The organism is Pseudomonas sp. Z1-29, from assembly GCF_051131995.1.
Lineage (GTDB): Bacteria > Pseudomonadota > Gammaproteobacteria > Pseudomonadales > Pseudomonadaceae > Aquipseudomonas.
In genome coordinates, this window is record NZ_CP071645.1 from 4,185,413 (window position 1) to 4,200,301 (window position 14,889).

16 protein-coding genes, 1 tRNA gene and 4 pseudogenes are annotated in these 14,889 nt (G+C 56.8%); 12 read left to right on the forward strand and 9 right to left on the reverse strand.

Features of this window, described 5'->3' with window-relative positions; all coding sequences use genetic code 11:
• Window positions 1-303 carry an ArsR/SmtB family transcription factor gene (locus tag J3P84_RS18855; protein WP_305501316.1) on the reverse strand — a complete coding sequence of 101 codons (303 nt, stop codon included), beginning with the start codon at window positions 301-303 and terminating at the stop codon, window positions 1-3.
• Between the two features lie 72 nt (window positions 304-375).
• Window positions 376-1,191, reverse strand: coding sequence for a suppressor of fused domain protein (locus J3P84_RS18860; protein ID WP_434625094.1), 816 nt, complete (start codon window positions 1,189-1,191; stop codon window positions 376-378).
• Between the two features lie 75 nt (window positions 1,192-1,266).
• On the opposite strand from J3P84_RS18860, the pseudogene J3P84_RS18865 reads away from it, so the two are divergent.
• Window positions 1,267-1,413 (forward strand): annotated as a pseudogene (locus J3P84_RS18865) (nucleotidyltransferase family protein); the annotation flags it as partial.
• 326 nt (window positions 1,414-1,739) lie between these two features.
• Here the strand turns inward: J3P84_RS18865 and dapF are convergent.
• Together dapF and J3P84_RS18875 are read right to left on the reverse strand one after the other, a co-directional pair.
• Window positions 1,740-2,555 carry a diaminopimelate epimerase gene (dapF, locus tag J3P84_RS18870; protein WP_434625096.1) on the reverse strand — a complete coding sequence of 272 codons (816 nt, stop codon included), beginning with the start codon at window positions 2,553-2,555 and terminating at the stop codon, window positions 1,740-1,742.
• Between the two features lie 19 nt (window positions 2,556-2,574).
• Window positions 2,575-3,380, reverse strand: a pseudogene (locus J3P84_RS18875) (helix-turn-helix domain-containing protein).
• A 116-nt stretch (window positions 3,381-3,496) separates the two neighbouring features.
• Between J3P84_RS18875 and J3P84_RS18880 the strand changes: the two are divergent.
• Both J3P84_RS18880 and J3P84_RS18885 read left to right on the forward strand, forming a co-directional pair.
• A complete protein-coding gene (locus tag J3P84_RS18880; RefSeq protein ID WP_434625098.1) occupies window positions 3,497-3,838 on the forward strand; it encodes a DUF2834 domain-containing protein in 342 nt (113 codons plus the stop codon).
• Window positions 3,839-4,043: 205 nt separating this feature from the next.
• Entirely contained in the window at window positions 4,044-5,009 is a 966-nt protein-coding gene (locus J3P84_RS18885; RefSeq protein WP_434625100.1) for a DMT family transporter, read from the forward strand.
• 149 nt (window positions 5,010-5,158) lie between these two features.
• On the opposite strand, the pseudogene J3P84_RS18890 reads toward J3P84_RS18885, so the two are convergent.
• Window positions 5,159-5,494 (reverse strand): annotated as a pseudogene (locus J3P84_RS18890) (NAD(P)-dependent oxidoreductase); the annotation flags it as partial.
• On the opposite strand from J3P84_RS18890, the pseudogene J3P84_RS18895 reads away from it, so the two are divergent.
• From J3P84_RS18895 to J3P84_RS18910, 4 genes and pseudogenes are all read left to right on the forward strand, one after another.
• Window positions 5,495-5,689, forward strand: a pseudogene (locus J3P84_RS18895) (helix-turn-helix transcriptional regulator); the annotation flags it as partial.
• A gap of 234 nt (window positions 5,690-5,923) precedes the next feature.
• Window positions 5,924-6,361, forward strand: coding sequence for a hypothetical protein (locus tag J3P84_RS18900; RefSeq protein WP_434625102.1), 438 nt, complete (start codon window positions 5,924-5,926; stop codon window positions 6,359-6,361).
• Window positions 6,362-6,387: 26 nt separating this feature from the next.
• Entirely contained in the window at window positions 6,388-7,230 is an 843-nt protein-coding gene (locus J3P84_RS18905; protein WP_434625104.1) for a hypothetical protein, read from the forward strand.
• Between the two features lie 187 nt (window positions 7,231-7,417).
• Window positions 7,418-8,233, forward strand: coding sequence for a DUF1206 domain-containing protein (locus J3P84_RS18910; protein ID WP_434625106.1), 816 nt, complete (start codon window positions 7,418-7,420; stop codon window positions 8,231-8,233).
• A 33-nt stretch (window positions 8,234-8,266) separates the two neighbouring features.
• Here the strand turns inward: J3P84_RS18910 and J3P84_RS18915 are convergent, their stop codons facing one another.
• The gene (locus J3P84_RS18915) at window positions 8,267-8,764 is read right to left on the reverse strand and encodes a nuclear transport factor 2 family protein (protein ID WP_434625108.1); all 498 of its coding nucleotides are present in this window, start codon (window positions 8,762-8,764) and stop codon (window positions 8,267-8,269) included.
• 124 nt (window positions 8,765-8,888) lie between these two features.
• Window positions 8,889-9,929: a UV DNA damage repair endonuclease UvsE gene (gene uvsE / locus J3P84_RS18920; RefSeq protein WP_434625110.1), complete on the reverse strand. Its 1,041-nt coding sequence runs from the start codon at window positions 9,927-9,929 to the stop codon at window positions 8,889-8,891.
• A 321-nt stretch (window positions 9,930-10,250) separates the two neighbouring features.
• Here uvsE and J3P84_RS18925 point away from each other — a divergent pair, with 321 nt between their 5' ends.
• Both J3P84_RS18925 and J3P84_RS18930 read left to right on the forward strand, forming a co-directional pair.
• Window positions 10,251-10,433, forward strand: a complete 183-nt coding sequence (locus J3P84_RS18925) for a hypothetical protein (protein ID WP_407684018.1) — start codon at window positions 10,251-10,253, stop codon at window positions 10,431-10,433.
• A 44-nt stretch (window positions 10,434-10,477) separates the two neighbouring features.
• Window positions 10,478-10,627, forward strand: a complete 150-nt coding sequence (locus tag J3P84_RS18930; protein WP_434625112.1) for a hypothetical protein — start codon at window positions 10,478-10,480, stop codon at window positions 10,625-10,627.
• A 124-nt stretch (window positions 10,628-10,751) separates the two neighbouring features.
• Here the strand turns inward: J3P84_RS18930 and J3P84_RS18935 are convergent.
• Window positions 10,752-10,841 (reverse strand) — tRNA-Ser (locus tag J3P84_RS18935).
• 308 nt (window positions 10,842-11,149) lie between these two features.
• On the opposite strand from J3P84_RS18935, the gene J3P84_RS18940 reads away from it, so the two are divergent.
• From J3P84_RS18940 to J3P84_RS18950, 3 genes are all read left to right on the forward strand, one after another.
• The gene (locus tag J3P84_RS18940; RefSeq protein ID WP_434603302.1) at window positions 11,150-11,839 is read left to right on the forward strand and encodes a crotonase/enoyl-CoA hydratase family protein; all 690 of its coding nucleotides are present in this window, start codon (window positions 11,150-11,152) and stop codon (window positions 11,837-11,839) included.
• A gap of 315 nt (window positions 11,840-12,154) precedes the next feature.
• Complete coding sequence (locus J3P84_RS18945) at window positions 12,155-12,877, forward strand: lysophospholipid acyltransferase family protein (RefSeq protein ID WP_434625114.1); 723 nt, start codon at window positions 12,155-12,157, stop codon at window positions 12,875-12,877.
• A gap of 135 nt (window positions 12,878-13,012) precedes the next feature.
• Window positions 13,013-13,984, forward strand: a complete 972-nt coding sequence (locus tag J3P84_RS18950; RefSeq protein ID WP_434569323.1) for a magnesium and cobalt transport protein CorA — start codon at window positions 13,013-13,015, stop codon at window positions 13,982-13,984.
• Between the two features lie 89 nt (window positions 13,985-14,073).
• Here J3P84_RS18950 and J3P84_RS18955 read toward each other — a convergent pair whose 3' ends face one another.
• A complete protein-coding gene (locus J3P84_RS18955) occupies window positions 14,074-14,808 on the reverse strand; it encodes an amidotransferase (protein WP_305496019.1) in 735 nt (244 codons plus the stop codon).
• Window positions 14,809-14,889: the final 81 nt, after the last annotated feature.

Genomic DNA, 14,889 nt, shown 5'->3' on the forward strand with positions numbered 1-14,889 from the left:
TTACAGTTCTGTCCCTATGATCTCCGCAAGCGCGCTGATGGCTGCTTCATTGCGCTTGTAGTAAGTCCACTGACCGATGCGCCTGACTTCGACCAACCCCACTCGTTGCAACGTCGCAAGATAACCGGACACCGTCGACTGCGACAGTCCGATACCTTCTTGAATACTGCTGACGCAGACTCCCACCGTATGAACGTCACCTTCATCCTGCGGAGGGAAGTTCTTTGCGGGGTCCTTCAGACCCTTCAGGATCTGAAGGCGTGTAGGGTTCGAGAGCGCTTTGAATATTTCGATCAATTCCATGACGCCGAGGATATCGAGATTTTTAGATATATCAATACGCAACTTCAAGCTTTTCGTCCGAGCCCATCCGACTCACACCACACTCGCTCGATGCAGGCTGCTCATATGTCCGACGCCCGCCTCCTGCAAACGGCCCACCAGATCCTCCCGCGCCGCTCGCCCACCGGAACGCACGTACTCCAACTCCGCCGCGGTGATCAACACCACCGGCACCAATCTGACCGGTGACAAGGGCATGTCCTCCACTCGGGTAGAGAAGTCCGGCTCGGGGGCTCCCAGCAGGACCCCAGTGCAATCATCATCCGTTACGAAGAGCTTGGGCAGTTGCTCACTCATAGGGTGCGATTGACTGAACCCGGGAATCTCCAGGGACAGCGCCCCGTACTGATCAAGCTGGTGCGTGATGCCGCCAGCGTCGGCGACCGTCCTGGCAACATGCTCCACGAGCTCGAATGCCCAACTGCGCTTGAAAGGATCGACCTCACCCACGGGGCCATAGGCGTGCTCGGGTATATCCGCAGTTTCGACGAACAGCTCCATTTCGAAACCGTTGCCCATTCCTTCCGTATCATCGAACGGATCCGACAGGCCTTCCGTGGCGAGAATGATCGTGTCGCCACGGCGAACCACGCGGTAGGCCTGGCGGGTGGAGGGCCAGTAAGGGCCACCGGAAAAGGTTGGACTGATCATATAGGCAAGGACATCCCGCTCGACGGTGCCGACAGCGCGCCAATGACGATCCAGGCACGCTTCACCGGCTTCCCGGATGGCCAGATTGGCTGCTTCAGCCTCGGTCAGGTCGCCGAGCTCGTGGACCTGCGGCGTTGGCTGCGCGTCCTGGGTTTCAGGGGCTTTTGATGAACCGAAGAGCTTCTTGAAGAAATTCATGGGTGTTCCTGTTTGAAATTTGCAGTTGCGGTAAGGTCAAGCGCCAGCCTGGATCGATTTTCCAAAGGGATACCTATGACGCTGACGGTCCAAAGCCTGGTCAGGATAGCAATGACCACCCCCATCAACGCGCGAATCACCGCGCGCCTGCCTTCGCTCGGCCTGGATCAATGCGTGCTTACCGCTGGCTGCCTGTTCCAGGCCGTCTGGAATCATCAAACGCAGCAAGCGCCCCCAGCCGGATTTGTTCGTCGAGAAACCGAGAAGTTATCAGGCCCGCTGGCCGTGGCTCAGGATCATGGAGACATGATGCAAATCTCCATGGTCCTGGTGGCGAGGGCGCTTGCTCCGGCTGGGGGGCAAAGCCGCCCCAAACGTTCCTCCAGACGAACTGCATCCACCGGTCTACGACGGCTACGCCGCCGAGCGGGAGCAAGCTCCCTCGCCACGAAGCGTGTACCTGTAAGATTATGTATGGAAGTTGCTGCCGCCTTAGCGAGCAGGCTCGCTGCCACAGAAATCGGCTCAGGGTTCAAGCACCTGCCCATTCAAGCTTGACTCATTGTCCCTGAGAAACTTGCCTCCACCGGGCCGATCAGAAAGACCGAACCCATGCCGTCCCATTGCACCGTCACGTTTCCGCCATCACATTCAACTTCGACGGTACTGTCCAGCAGTCCACGACGGATTCCGTTGACAACCGCGCCGCACGAGCAAGAACCTGAACCCAGCGCAATGCCCGCCCCGCGCTCCCAGATGCGCAATCGGATATGCGTGCGATCAACTATCTGGACGAAATGAACATTGGTCTTGAGTGGAAATAGCGGGTGGGTTTCGATGGCTGGTCCGATCGTGGCGATATCAACGTCAGCCAGATCGTCGACAAAATATGTGCAATGCGGATTGCCCATGCTGCACGCGGCTGGACTACCGGCAAGGGGCAAAACGGTGGAGTCGAGGTCCTGCGACAGGGGAATGTCCGACCAGCCGCAAAGTGGCAAGCCCATGTCGACGCAAATGTCGCCGTTTGGCGTACGCTCGCAGATCAACAGACCGCGGTTGGTGCGTAGCGCTACCGAAGCAACATTGGCTTCGCGCATGAGCAGGTCCGCCGCCCCACGCGTCGCGCTGCCACACACATCCAGCGCGGAGCCATCTGCGTTCCAGAACACCACCCGCGCATCGGCATCTTCACAATCGAGCAGCACCGCGAGTTGATTGAAGCCCACGCCGCGGTTCCGATCCCCCATCCGCCGGGCTATCGCACTGGTCATCGGACTGGGCGAGTTTCGCGAATCGACGATGACAAAATCGTCGCCATTGGCGTGCATTTTTTGGAAGTTGAGATTGAGTGTCGGTTGCATGTTTTCTTCCCTGAAATCGTTAGCGTTGCGTCTGCTCGTACGCCTTGGTCATGACCTTCCAGGTCTTGGCGTCGGCAGGAATGAGATGCTCGATACGCAACGAGCTCATCGTGATGTCGAGCGGCATGCCAAAAGTGGTGAATGTTGACATGAACGTCAGCTCGCCATGGGGCGACTCGACCTGCGTCAATAACAACGGAGGCAGATCGTCAGCCAGCGCCGAAGCGCTGTGTGGAGTCGGCAGACTCTTCAGAATCCCAGCCAATGCGGGATTGTTCAAGGCTTCCCGAGATGCCCGTTGCCAGGCCACTAATCTTATTTCCTCGGCGTTGCTCAGATGGTCGCCCAAGCCGCCGGGTTGCAGCAGTGTCACCAAGAGATTGAGTCCATCCGCGGCATCCCTGGCAAGACCCACCAGATCGAACAGGACACCCGCGCTGGCGTTGGCTGCAAGGATGTCCCATTGAGCGCCCAGAACAATCGCCGGCGCGGGATATTGGCATTAAGGATATGATCAATGGCATCACGTACCACTTCCATTGACGACGACGTGAGCGGTGTCGTTTCGTAGCGAGGGGCGTAGCCGCTGGCGAGAAAGATGCCGTTGCATTGCTCCAAAGGTACATCCAAGGCAGTCAGTAAGTTATGCAGAGTGCCAGGGCTTGGCGTGGCGCGCCCCGTCTCGATGCAGCTTAGGTGACGCTGAGATATCCCTGTTATCAGTGCGCAATCCAACTGACTCAGTCTGGCCTGTTGGCGCAAGTGACGCAGTTGCGCACCGGCTGAAGTTGGCGGCGTTGCTCGGGACATGGGTCGATTGGTCATCCATTGACTCTGGCATTGCAGGTGGGCGGCGTCGATGACCTCGGAGGTCATTGAAACCATGATGGTCAAATCACTAGCCTACCTCCCTGATCAACGAACCTGTCCCGGGAGGCAAAGTGAAGAAGCCTTATATCGCACTTGTTACGCTGCTGTTTTTTACCGTTTACACGGCGTGTACGTTGTTGCTCGCCGAGCAATCGCTCTTGGCGTTCGGCGTCAGACTTATGTCCAGCGCAGACACCGCGCAAGTAGTCATCGACCTTTATCTGCTCGCCTGCATGGCGTGCATCTGGATGTACCGGGACATACGCGCAAGAGGCAAATCGCTCGTATCGTTGCTACCTTACATCCTGATCACGGCCATCTTCGTATCAATCGGTCCGTTGCTGTACATCGTTGTTAACGGATTTGGACGTCAATCGCCGGTGACGGTTGCACCTGCTCATCCGCCGTCTTGAACCACGCTTCAGGCATTATTACCCAAACTTCCTTGGGTATTTCCTCCAGAACCCCGCTGCTGTCAAACATCCAGGGCCCAACGACGGTCGAGAAGAACGCGATGTCTACGCAGGATTTTATCGAAGGTACGCGGATTCGTTGCAATGGTTGTACTGAACCAAGGCAGTTGTTGGTCAATGGGCAGTATGTCGGAGGGCACGACTGATGATGCGGGTCCGCTCGAACCTCATCGTCGGATTGGCCCTCGCGGTAGTCGCGACGCTGAGCTGGGCGCTGAACTTCATTGCGCCCTACGTCACCGGGGCCTACACAATCTATGATTTGATGATCGTACGATTCCTGATCGCCGGAGCGCTGGGCCTGGGTGTCGTGCTGCTCTACCGGGCCCGACTTCGGCTCCTGCGCCTCGATCAGGTGCTCCTGGCCGCTGGCCTGGGTGTGATCGGCTATCTCGGCTATAGCGCATGCATCGCCGCCGGTATCATTTTTGGTGGGCCGGTGCTGACCCCGGCCTTTATTGGCATGGTGCCGGTCTTGCTGGCACTGCTGGGCAACGCCACGACCAAAACTCTCCAGTGGAGCAAACTGGCGATCCCACTGGTTTTCCTGACCGTGGGCCTGCTGCTGTCCAATCTCGGCGCTGTCCATCAACCCGTTGCAGGCCAGGGTTCCTGGCTGATGGGTTTGCTGTTTTCGATCGGTGCCGTGATCTTGTGGCTCGCGTTCAGTTGGTTGAACCAACGCGCCTTGCTGAAGCTATCGCCCAACGCCTCGGGCGTATGGACAGGCCTCATGATGGCGGGTGCGGGAATCGGCACCGTGTGCCTATTACCGACGATACAAGCGTTCGACCTGCTCGAACTGCCGCGCGTGGGTTTCAGTTTTTCCGTTGCAGGGCACTTGTATCTCTGGAGTTTCGTTATTGCGTTGATGTCATCCTTCGTCGGTGCCTGGGCCTGGAACGCCGCGTCCCGGCGCCTGCCCATGGTGCTTTCCGGGCAAATGATCGCCCTGGAGTCGCTGTTCGCGACACTGCTTGGCTTGTGGTTTCATGGCCGGCTGCCGACGCTCCTGGAGATGTCGGGGCTTGCTGCCGTGCTTGTCGGGGTGATCATGGCGGTGCGTATCATCCTGGCTTCGCGTGGATCGACAATGGCCCGTGTCCCTTGATCAGCAGATGTTTTTTAACAACTTTTGTTTGTTGGCAAATGTAAGCTCCATTGTGGGAACCCCGCGATTCCATTCGCCAAGCGTTCCCACCTGGATACGCCTGACGCAAGCGCATCTTCCACTAATGCCTTTCTGATGCGCCCCGCTCGTCAACCCGTCACGCACCCCTGAGGGACTTTTCCAGCAAAACTGTCCACCAGGCTCGCCACCACCATTTCGCCCATTCGCGTGCGGGTCTGCAGCGTCGCGCTCGCCCTGTGCGGTTGCAGCACCACTTGCTCATTACCAAACAACGCTTCAGGCACGTTCGGCTCATCGATAAACACATCCAGCGCGGCACCGGCAATGTCACCGGTGGCAAGGGCGGCTACCAGGTCCGGCTCGTTGACCAGTTTGCCTCGGGCCACGTTGATTAGGTAACCGCCCTTGCCCAAGGCACGTAGTACCTCGGCATTAATGATCGCTTCACCTTTGTCGGCGGCGGCGAACGCAGAATGCATGCCGCACGCGATTATTTGCTCAACGGCACCCGTCCGGTGGGTGAAGTGGCGAGGTTGTGCGGCTTTGCCGATGAGGCTTATTTTTCCAGGCGCTTTCGCCAGATTCATGGACAGCCACCGGGTCAGTTCCGGCGGCAGCAACTCAACCCGGACACCCCGCAATCACCGCTGAATACCTGAGAAATCAAAGAGCGGGATAGGTGCCCCAGACGCAAGCGCTGTTTAACGGCGCGGCGAAAAGTGGGCAATCAATTTATCAGAAATAAATATCGATAAAGTTAAACGCCGGGCCGCCGACAACTTTTCAAGTCCGAGGCTTATACCGCGGATGGATATCTGTAGTACAACTCCTACATGTACACAGAGATAGGAAAACACAACAAGGATAGGTTCTAGCAAAAGGAATCCAAGCACGTGAAAAAATTGATCCAAGTGTCTGCCGGTATCATCGCAGTGGCCCTGAGCCAAACGTCTTTTGGTGCAACATCCAACTGGACACAAACCCGCTTGGCGCCTAGCGTGTACGGCCCGAGCTCCGAGAATTCTAACTTTTTCTCGACTCCGCTCGATATCCCCTTGGGAGCTACGATAACATCCGTATCCTGGAATATCGGGCTCTACAAAAACGGAGCCACGACTCAGCTATATAAGGTCTGCTATGCGGCCCGCTACTCTACTGTCTACGACAAGTGCACGGACTCCGTACCGATTCTTGCCAACGCAACCGAATTTTTTTATGGACTGGATGCCAAGGGAAAATTCAAGATAACAGGAATTCTGTTTGGCGGGACCTACCCTGCTTATCCGTCCCATAGCAACTCAATCACCGCACACTATCGAAGCCCACGATAAGGGATATCCTTCTCAAGGAGAGAACCATGACGACTATAAATACGTCAAATGCTACTCAGGTAACAACCGTCACCCTCAAACCCAACTCCATCAAAAGTGACGCGGACACGGCCAGCTCCGCGGCGCCGTTACCGGCGATCGGGAGCAAACCCTTCCTTTCAGACCAGGCAAAAATACTCTCGTCCTTATACACCTCTGCAAGCGATTATTTGAAGACCGAACACATGGAGCCTTTCCCCGGAATGGTGAAAGGCTACATCGCTCCTTCCGGCTATATAAACGTTGAAAAATACAATGCCTATCTATTCGACAAAGCCGCAACCACCATGGTGGCAGCGGCCAAAGACAACGGCATCACTCTGGACAAAGAAGAAGTCCTGGCTCAGTTGAAAAATGATAATTCTGATATAACCGCTATAAAACTGGATGATCGGGATCGGAAAGCCAAGCTGGGGCAAAGCAGTGTTTTTACCGACTTGACGCTTTCCGACTTGGACAACATGACGGATGTCTACATCATGGCTAAGGAAAACGGCCTGAACCTTGAAGAAGCGGGAGCACTTGCACTACGTAAAGGGGTTCAAAACCGCTACGGAGACACCGTACAAGAAAGTAATCTCTATCCTGGCGACTGGGATTTTACCGAAACAGACCCTGATAAAATCGCTGCCGCCATCATTCGGCTACCGGACTCAATCACCAGCAAGGCCGACGAGATAAGAAACAAAATCCAAGGTGACCTGGGTCTGGGCAGTGATTTCATTGACTACCTGCTGAACCCAAGGCTTGGACTTAGGGGAGCCACCGACGCTTCTCTTGATTTCTTATCGAAGCTGGTCGATATACACAACAAACAGAAGCAAGCTTAAATTACGTATTGAAGGGTGATTGCTAAAAAACCCTGAAGACCGGAGCCCAACTGATCCGCGAGACCGACACGGAATGCGGTGGGTCAGTTGGCCTTGAATCGGGCCAATGGGTCAGCGCCCCATCTTCAATCGAACCCCTTCCGACGCCATGGGTCTGTTTTTGTATCACTGTCGCGGAATCGATCCCATGTCCCCACACCAGAGCCTGGTGCTACTTGCCCGAGGCGGTTATGCCGCTCGTGGCGTTATTTATCTCATCGTCGGCATTCTTGCCTTGCTCGCGGCCCAGGACTCCACCAAACCGAAGGACAGTCACAAAAGCCTTGAAATGCTGCTGAGCCAGCCCTTCGGCCATGCCTTGGTCGGCCTGGTAGTAGCGGGCCTGCTTGCCTTCGCCGGCTGGCGCATCTTGCAAGCCACGCGCGACGTTGATCATCACGGTACGCAGTTCAAGGGCCTGGTGATTCGCGCCGGGTTGCTGGCGAGCGGCCTGGTCAATGGCGCGCTGGCATTCTTTGCCTTGGGCCTGCTGATCAGCGGCTTGAAAAGCTCCGGGAATTCCGGCGGTGGGCAAACCCAGGACCTGCTGGCGCGCGTCCTGTCCTGGGACCATTCGAACCTGTTGGTTTACCTCGTCGCGCTGGTGCCACTGGGCGTCGGCATTGCCCACATCATCAAAGGCTGGAAGGCCTCGTTCGAAAAATATTTCGAGGCTGACGAAGAAGTGATGCGTTATGTGCGGCCGGTATCGCGCTTCGGCCTGATCGCCCGCGGGGTGGTGTTTATCGAGATCGCCGTGCTGCTGATCATCAGCGGCTCGACCTATAAAGCCGTGGACCCGCCCGGAATGAAAGATGCCCTCGATGCGTTGCAGAATCTGCCGGCCGGAGGCTTGGTGTTGATGGTGATGGCCCTGGGGCTGATTGCCTTTTCGGTCTACAGCTTTTCCGAGGCGGCATGGCGCAAGATCAATATGGATGTGCCAGGAGTGGTGCACACATAGGTCAACTTGCGCCGTTGTTATGTCAGCTGCCCTCTACTGCGCAGGCGTTACCCGGCGCATGAGCTCATTCAACGCGTAGGTGTCGAGGAAGGCCATTGCCTGAGTGATCCGGCCATCCTTGAAGGTCAGTTGCCACAGGTAGGTATTGTTGTAGGGTTTTTGATCGAGGGCTGTCGCAGTGCCGTTCCACAGGACAACGACAATGTCGTCCTGGGCGACGATGCTCTGTAACATGGGGGAAATTGGCGTCGCCAGTCGGGCGCTGATCGGCCGCACGGCCTGTTCGATCAGCTCGGTCTTGCCGTAATACACGCCGGAAACCGGGCTCGATCCCGCGACTGTCCAGACCGCATCGGGCGCCAGCAGGTCGAAGACCGTGCCTTTGCCCTGCTGCCAGTTCGCGAATGCCTGGCGGACCAGATTCGTATTGGCCTCTTGAGTGTTTCCCGAAGCCCAGGAGGTGTTCGTGGAAAGCATTAACGCCAAGACAACAACCTGGGCACGCCAGGCCAAACTTTTCCATGTAGTCATGATGTTTACCTCACGGCAATGCAGTTGATAAAAGTTCGTTCTGAGAACCTTAACGGCATGCGCCTTGAAGCTTTTGCTCGATACTGCTGTGGGGTTGCCTGATGCTGTTCGCAGGTCGTTTGATCTATACGCAGGGATGAAGATAAGGCCGAGCGACATCTTCATAAAATGCCTGCGCAGCCAGATTCTTGTCTTTCGCCTCCAACATGATGTCGAAACGGTCCAGAAACTTGAGCGCGTATGAGTTGGTCCAGCGATTCCACATCTGGTCACTGTGACCGTACAAGTCACGTTTGGACACCACCTTCAATAACGCATCCATCTCAAGCTTTTTGCCTGCATCGAAACCCAATTCCTGCAATCGCTCCGGCGGCTGTGAATAATGCATGGTTGGCCGAACTCCACGCCAACTTTCGATGATGCGATCGACTCGCGGGGAGTCCGGTGCGATGTAATCGTTCTCGTTGATCCAACAGTGGTGGATATCCAGCACGACGGGGGCAAGGTCAGCCAGTTGCAGACAATCATCGACGCCGTAGGTCTTCTCCTCGTTTTCGAAGGTGATGCAATTGCGCGCCACCTCCGACAATCGCGGCCAGATCGAACGGATCCCCTCGCCCCCGAGGCGCCCGGCGATGTGCACGTTGCATTTGAAGTCCTGGAAGCGCCGACCGTAGCCCATCATCCGGATCATGTCGGCGTGGTACTCGAACTCGGCGATGCTGTTCTCCACCACACCCGGTTTATCCGAGCCCAACACACAATACTGGCCAGGGTGGAAGGACAGCCGGATATCCGCCGAACGCGCGAGGTTGCCAATCACAGCGAAGCGTTCTTCCAGCTGGCTTTGAATGACCGGGTCCTGATAGAAAGCACTCACCTTCGGATGACTGTAGAACGGCAACAGATCACTGCTCAGTCGGAGCATGCGCAGGGTCGGCGCAAGCTCGGCAACGTAGGCGATGAGGCGCAGTTGTGCGTCGAGATTGTGCGTTACGACTTCAAGCAGCTTGTCGCGGGCGACCTGGAGAGGGACGCCATCCATCCAGCGTAACGTCGTGGTGCGGGGGTTGTATGGCGCTTCGATGGTCTTTAACGCACTCGCAGCAAGGCCGCGATCAGGGTGCCGGTATTGGCAGGCGAAGCCGATTCGGGGGTGAGTCATGGGAGGTCCTGGCCGTCATCCGTGTTGGCGGTAGACACTCTGGAGGCTGAGTTGTCCTTTTTGATTGGCTCGATAAAAACTGCTTTCGGCGACCTGTTGACCACGCTTGGCGCCGCCAAGAAAAACCGATTGCGATGCGCTCGGCATACCTTGAAACCCAAGTACACGCTGATCGGCGAGCCGCGATGAATTCAAATGGCTATACTCGGGGCAGGAAAAAACTCGCAGCCGTACCTTAAAGGACAATATGGATCTCAGGGCAGCGCACAGAGCGCGACCCGTGGTGACCCCGAAAGGACGAACACCATGCAGGAATTCAGTATGAGCGGCGCAGAATTGGAAAAGGTCCATGTCGAAATTGCCAAATTGATGGCTGAGACCAAAAAGCTCAACGCCGAAGCGGGCAAGATGACCCGCGAAACGTTCTGGTATCCAGTCGCGGTTGCCACCGGCCTGATCGGTACGGTGGCCACCGTCACCACGCTGCTAATCAAATTCGTCTAACCTGACAGGCCCTGCAAACGCGGGGCCTTCTTACCTTGAGCCACATGAAAACCATAGAGAAGTACAGTGCGCCCTCCGCGGACGCATTGGCGCGCCTGAAAATCAACCTCGGCTATACCAGCCAGCAAATGGCCGAACTGGTAGGGCTGGCTCAGGGTGGACAATGGGGCAAGTACACGGGTGGCGCGAGCTGAAGGGCAAATGCGGCAGGAAAAGCCAATGTTCCCAAGATGTTCCCATGTCGCCCTTTTTTAAGGACCAAAAACCACAAACCCCCGACTTTCTCTAGGAAAATCAGGGGTTTGTGTTTACAGAATATGGCGGTGAAGGAGAGATTCGAACTCTCGATACAGTTTCCTGTATACACACTTTCCAGGCGTGCTCCTTAAGCCACTCGGACACTTCACCGTGTCTCGGCAAACTGTTCAGTCTGTCGAGGCGCGCTAATGTAGTCGAAAGCCTTTCCGATGGCAAAGGTTTTTTTCAGAATTTTCATGCGGTTAAGGCCGGTCGGGTATTTCGGACGCGGCGAGGCAGGGCAAACCGGCCAAACTCCAGCTTCGACTATGGGCGGCTTCACGAGTGCAAGCGCTGGCTGTTGGGCGCCTCGCGAGATTTGGGCGGGGCGGCGCTGACCGGTGAGTCAGTCACGGCGCTTTACCTGGCCTGCGGCGGTGGGTAACGTCTGCTTCACTTCTCTTACAAGGAATAGCGTCATGAGCGACCTGATTGCCTACCATCTCGAAGACGGTATCGCGACCCTGACCTTGAACAATGGCAAGGTCAATGCCATTTCGCCTGATGTGATCGTCGCATTCAACGCTGCGCTGGACCAGGCAGTGTCTGATCGCGCGGTGGTGATCATTACCGGGCAACCGGGGATTCTGTCGGGCGGTTACGATTTGAAGGTGATGACCGCCGGCCCCAAGGAGGCAGTCAGTCTGGTCGCGTCTGGCTCGACCCTAGCCCGTCGTTTGTTGTCGCACCCCTTCCCCGTCGTTGTCGCCTGCCCTGGGCATGCGGTGGCCAAGGGTGCGTTCCTGCTGCTGTCGGCGGACTACCGCATTGGTGTGGAGGGGCCGTTTACCATCGGGCTGAACGAGGTGCAGATCGGCATGACCATGCACCACGCCGGTATCGAGCTGGCCCGTGATCGCTTGCGCAAGTCTGCGTTCCACCGCTCGGTGATCAATGGCGAGATGTTCAATCCGCAGAGCGCCGTGGATGCCGGTTTCCTCGACAAGGTGGTCGCGGCTGACGAGTTGCAAGCTGCAGCACTGGAGGCAGCGCGTCAGTTGAAGAAGATCAACATGACCGCCCACAAGAACACCAAGCTCAAGGTTCGCAAGGCGTTGCTGGATGCATTGGACAGCGCGATTCTGCTGGATCAGGAATACACGGGCTGAACGTTGGCTAAAGACGATATCGCTCACCTGGAAAAACAACATACCCGCGGCGGGAGCTTGCTCCCGCTGGACTGCGTAGCAGGCCCATTTTCATGAGCGCTTCGCACTCAAGCGGGAGCAAGCTCCCTCGCCACGGGACCGGTGCGTTTCCCATGCAAGTTACTGAGGAATCGGTAACCGCTCTATCCCGCTTCTTACGTGCCGTTTAGAAACATACGCTTAAACATCGTCTATCTCCTCCCTCTACAGGCGCAATTGCCGAAAACAGTGCACATCCGTACACTGCGCCACCTTTTGTCCCGATGGGGCCTGTTGATGTTGTTTGCACTGCGTATGTGTTTGATGGGCCTGCATTTTGTTCTGGCAGGTGTGCTGGGCGTGGTTCTGGGTGTGTGCCGGCCATTCAATCCTGACAACAGTCGTATATGCGCCAGGTTATACGCGCTGCCTGCGATGTGGTTTCTACGCCTGCGGGTCAAGGCAGAGGTCGACACGCTGGTCAACAAGACTCACGGCTGCGTGATCATCGCCAATCATCAGTCCAACTACGATCTTTTCGTGTTCGGCAACGTGGTGCCGCGTCGTACCGTGTGCATTGGCAAGAAGAGCCTGAAGTGGGTGCCGTTGTTCGGCCAACTCTTCTGGCTGGCGGGCAACGTGTTGATTGATCGCGGCAATGCGATCAAGGCGCGCAAATCGATGCTGACCACCACCCATACGTTGCAGCATGAAAACACGTCCATCTGGGTGTTCCCGGAAGGGACGCGCAACTTGGGGGAGGACCTGTTGCCCTTCAAGAAAGGCGCGTTCCAGATGGCGATTGCCGCCGGGGTGCCGATTATCCCGGTGTGCGTCAGCACTTATATCAAGCATATGCGCCTAGATCGCTGGCACGCCGGTGACATTCTCATTCGTTCGCTGCCAGCCATTCCTACCGCTGGCCTGAGCATGGATGACATGCCCCGCCTCATCGCCCAATGCCGCGAACAGATGCGTGAATGCATCGAGACGATGGACCGGCAACTGCGCGTCGCGTAAACCAAAAACCCGCCTTCATGGCGGGTTTTCTTTTGCACCGAACTCGGCGCATTTTGCTGACTCTCAAAGACCATGGCGCGCTAAGCTGCACGTTGCCTGCCACTGCCAATTTCCAAGAAGAAGCGAACCATCATCATGGGTAGAGTCGTTGCTGCTGCGGTTTACAGCGCCGGTAAAAAAGTCACCAATATCACCCTCGACGAAGGCAGCGCCTGGGCTGCAAAACCAGGACATTTTGTCTGGATCGGCCTCGAAGAGCCCAGCGCGCTGGAACTGACCAACCTGCAACGCCAGTTCAACCTGCATGAACTGGCAATTGAAGACGCCATGGAGAAACATAGCCGTCCCAAGCTGGAGACGTTTGGCGATGCGCTGTTCATCGTCACTTATTCACCGGTACGCGAGAACGGCAAGCTGCAATTCATCGAGACCCATATCTTCGCCGGCAAGGGCTATATCATCACCGCTCGCAACGGCCACTCGGCGTCCTACGCACATGTCCGGCAGCGCTGTGAGGCGCGTCCCATCTTGCTGGAGCATGGGGAGGATTTTGTCCTCTACGCCATCCTCGATTTCGTCATCGAGAACTACCAGCCCGTCGGCGAAGCCATCCACACCGAGATCGATGAACTGGAGCGCAACGTACTGTGCAGCGCCTTGAACGAGCGCGATATCCAGAACCTGCACAGTCTGCGCCGCGACGTGCTACGCCTGCGTCGTTATGCGGCACCTATGGTGGAAATCAGCGAGGAGCTGCAGCGCCTGGACTTTCCGTTCATCGACAAGAACATGACTCCGTATTTCCGCGATGTGCAGATTCATGTGGCCCGGCAGATGGAAGACCTGGCGACACTGGCGGACATTGCCAGCCAGACCATCGAAATCGGCGTATTGCTGGAGGCCTCGCGCCAGAGCGTGGTACAACGCAAGTTCGCAGCGTGGGCGGCGATCCTGGCGTTTCCGACCGCGGTAGCCGGCATCTATGGGATGAACTTCGAAAACATGCCGGAGTTGACCTGGCACTACGGGTATTTCCTGGTGCTCGGGTTTATCGGGGTGGGATGTACGTCGTTGTGGGCCAGTTTCAAGCGATCGGGATGGTTGTAGGATTTGCCGGTGGGATTTGCGTGGCCGACTTCGCGAGCAGGCTCGCTCCCACATTTGATCTGTTGATCAAGTGTGGGATGCCCGGATAATCAGCCTTGGGCGGCTTCAGCTTGGGGTTTGTGGGCGACGAAACGCATCATCCACTCCGCTACCGTCGTGCCGTGATGTTCCTGTTCAAGGCTCGCCACGCCCTGGCTGTAGATCTGCTCGCCGAGGTGTTGCTGGCGAATTTCCAGCAGGGCCCGGGAATAATCATGGATGAATTCCGGGTGGCCCTGGAAACACAGGACCTGATCATTGATGTGATAGGCCGCGAATGGGCAGAAATCGCTTGAGGCGATGACCGTGGCATTTTCCGGCAGCTCGGTGACCTGGTCCTGATGACTGATCAACAAAGTCAGTTCCTCCATCACCGGGCTCATCCAGGGCGCCTTTGCCGCGAGTTTGTAACGATGGGTGCCAACCCCCCATCCCTGGCTGGCGCGCTCGGTCTTGCCGCCCAGCAACAAGGCCAGCAACTGATGACCAAAGCAGACGCCCAGCAGCTTGTCGCCACGCTGGTAGCGGTCCATCAGATAGGTCTTGAGAGTCTGGATCCAGGGGTCGCTGCCAAAGGAGTCGGCCTTGCTGCCGGTCACCAGGTAGGCGTCGAATTGCTCGTCATCGCTGGGGTATTGCCCTTCCACCACGTTGTATACGACAAACTCGGCCGCAATGGGCTGTTGCGAAAACAGGCGCTGGAACATCTGCCCGTAACCCTGATATTGCTCGACCAGTTCCGGACGCAGGATATCGGTTTCCAGAATGCAGATGCGTAACGACATAAAAAATACCTGACACGATGATGGGAATATTGCACACCCCAGAGCCTGCCTTGAAACACCGCTCCAAGGCAAGCCCCCTCC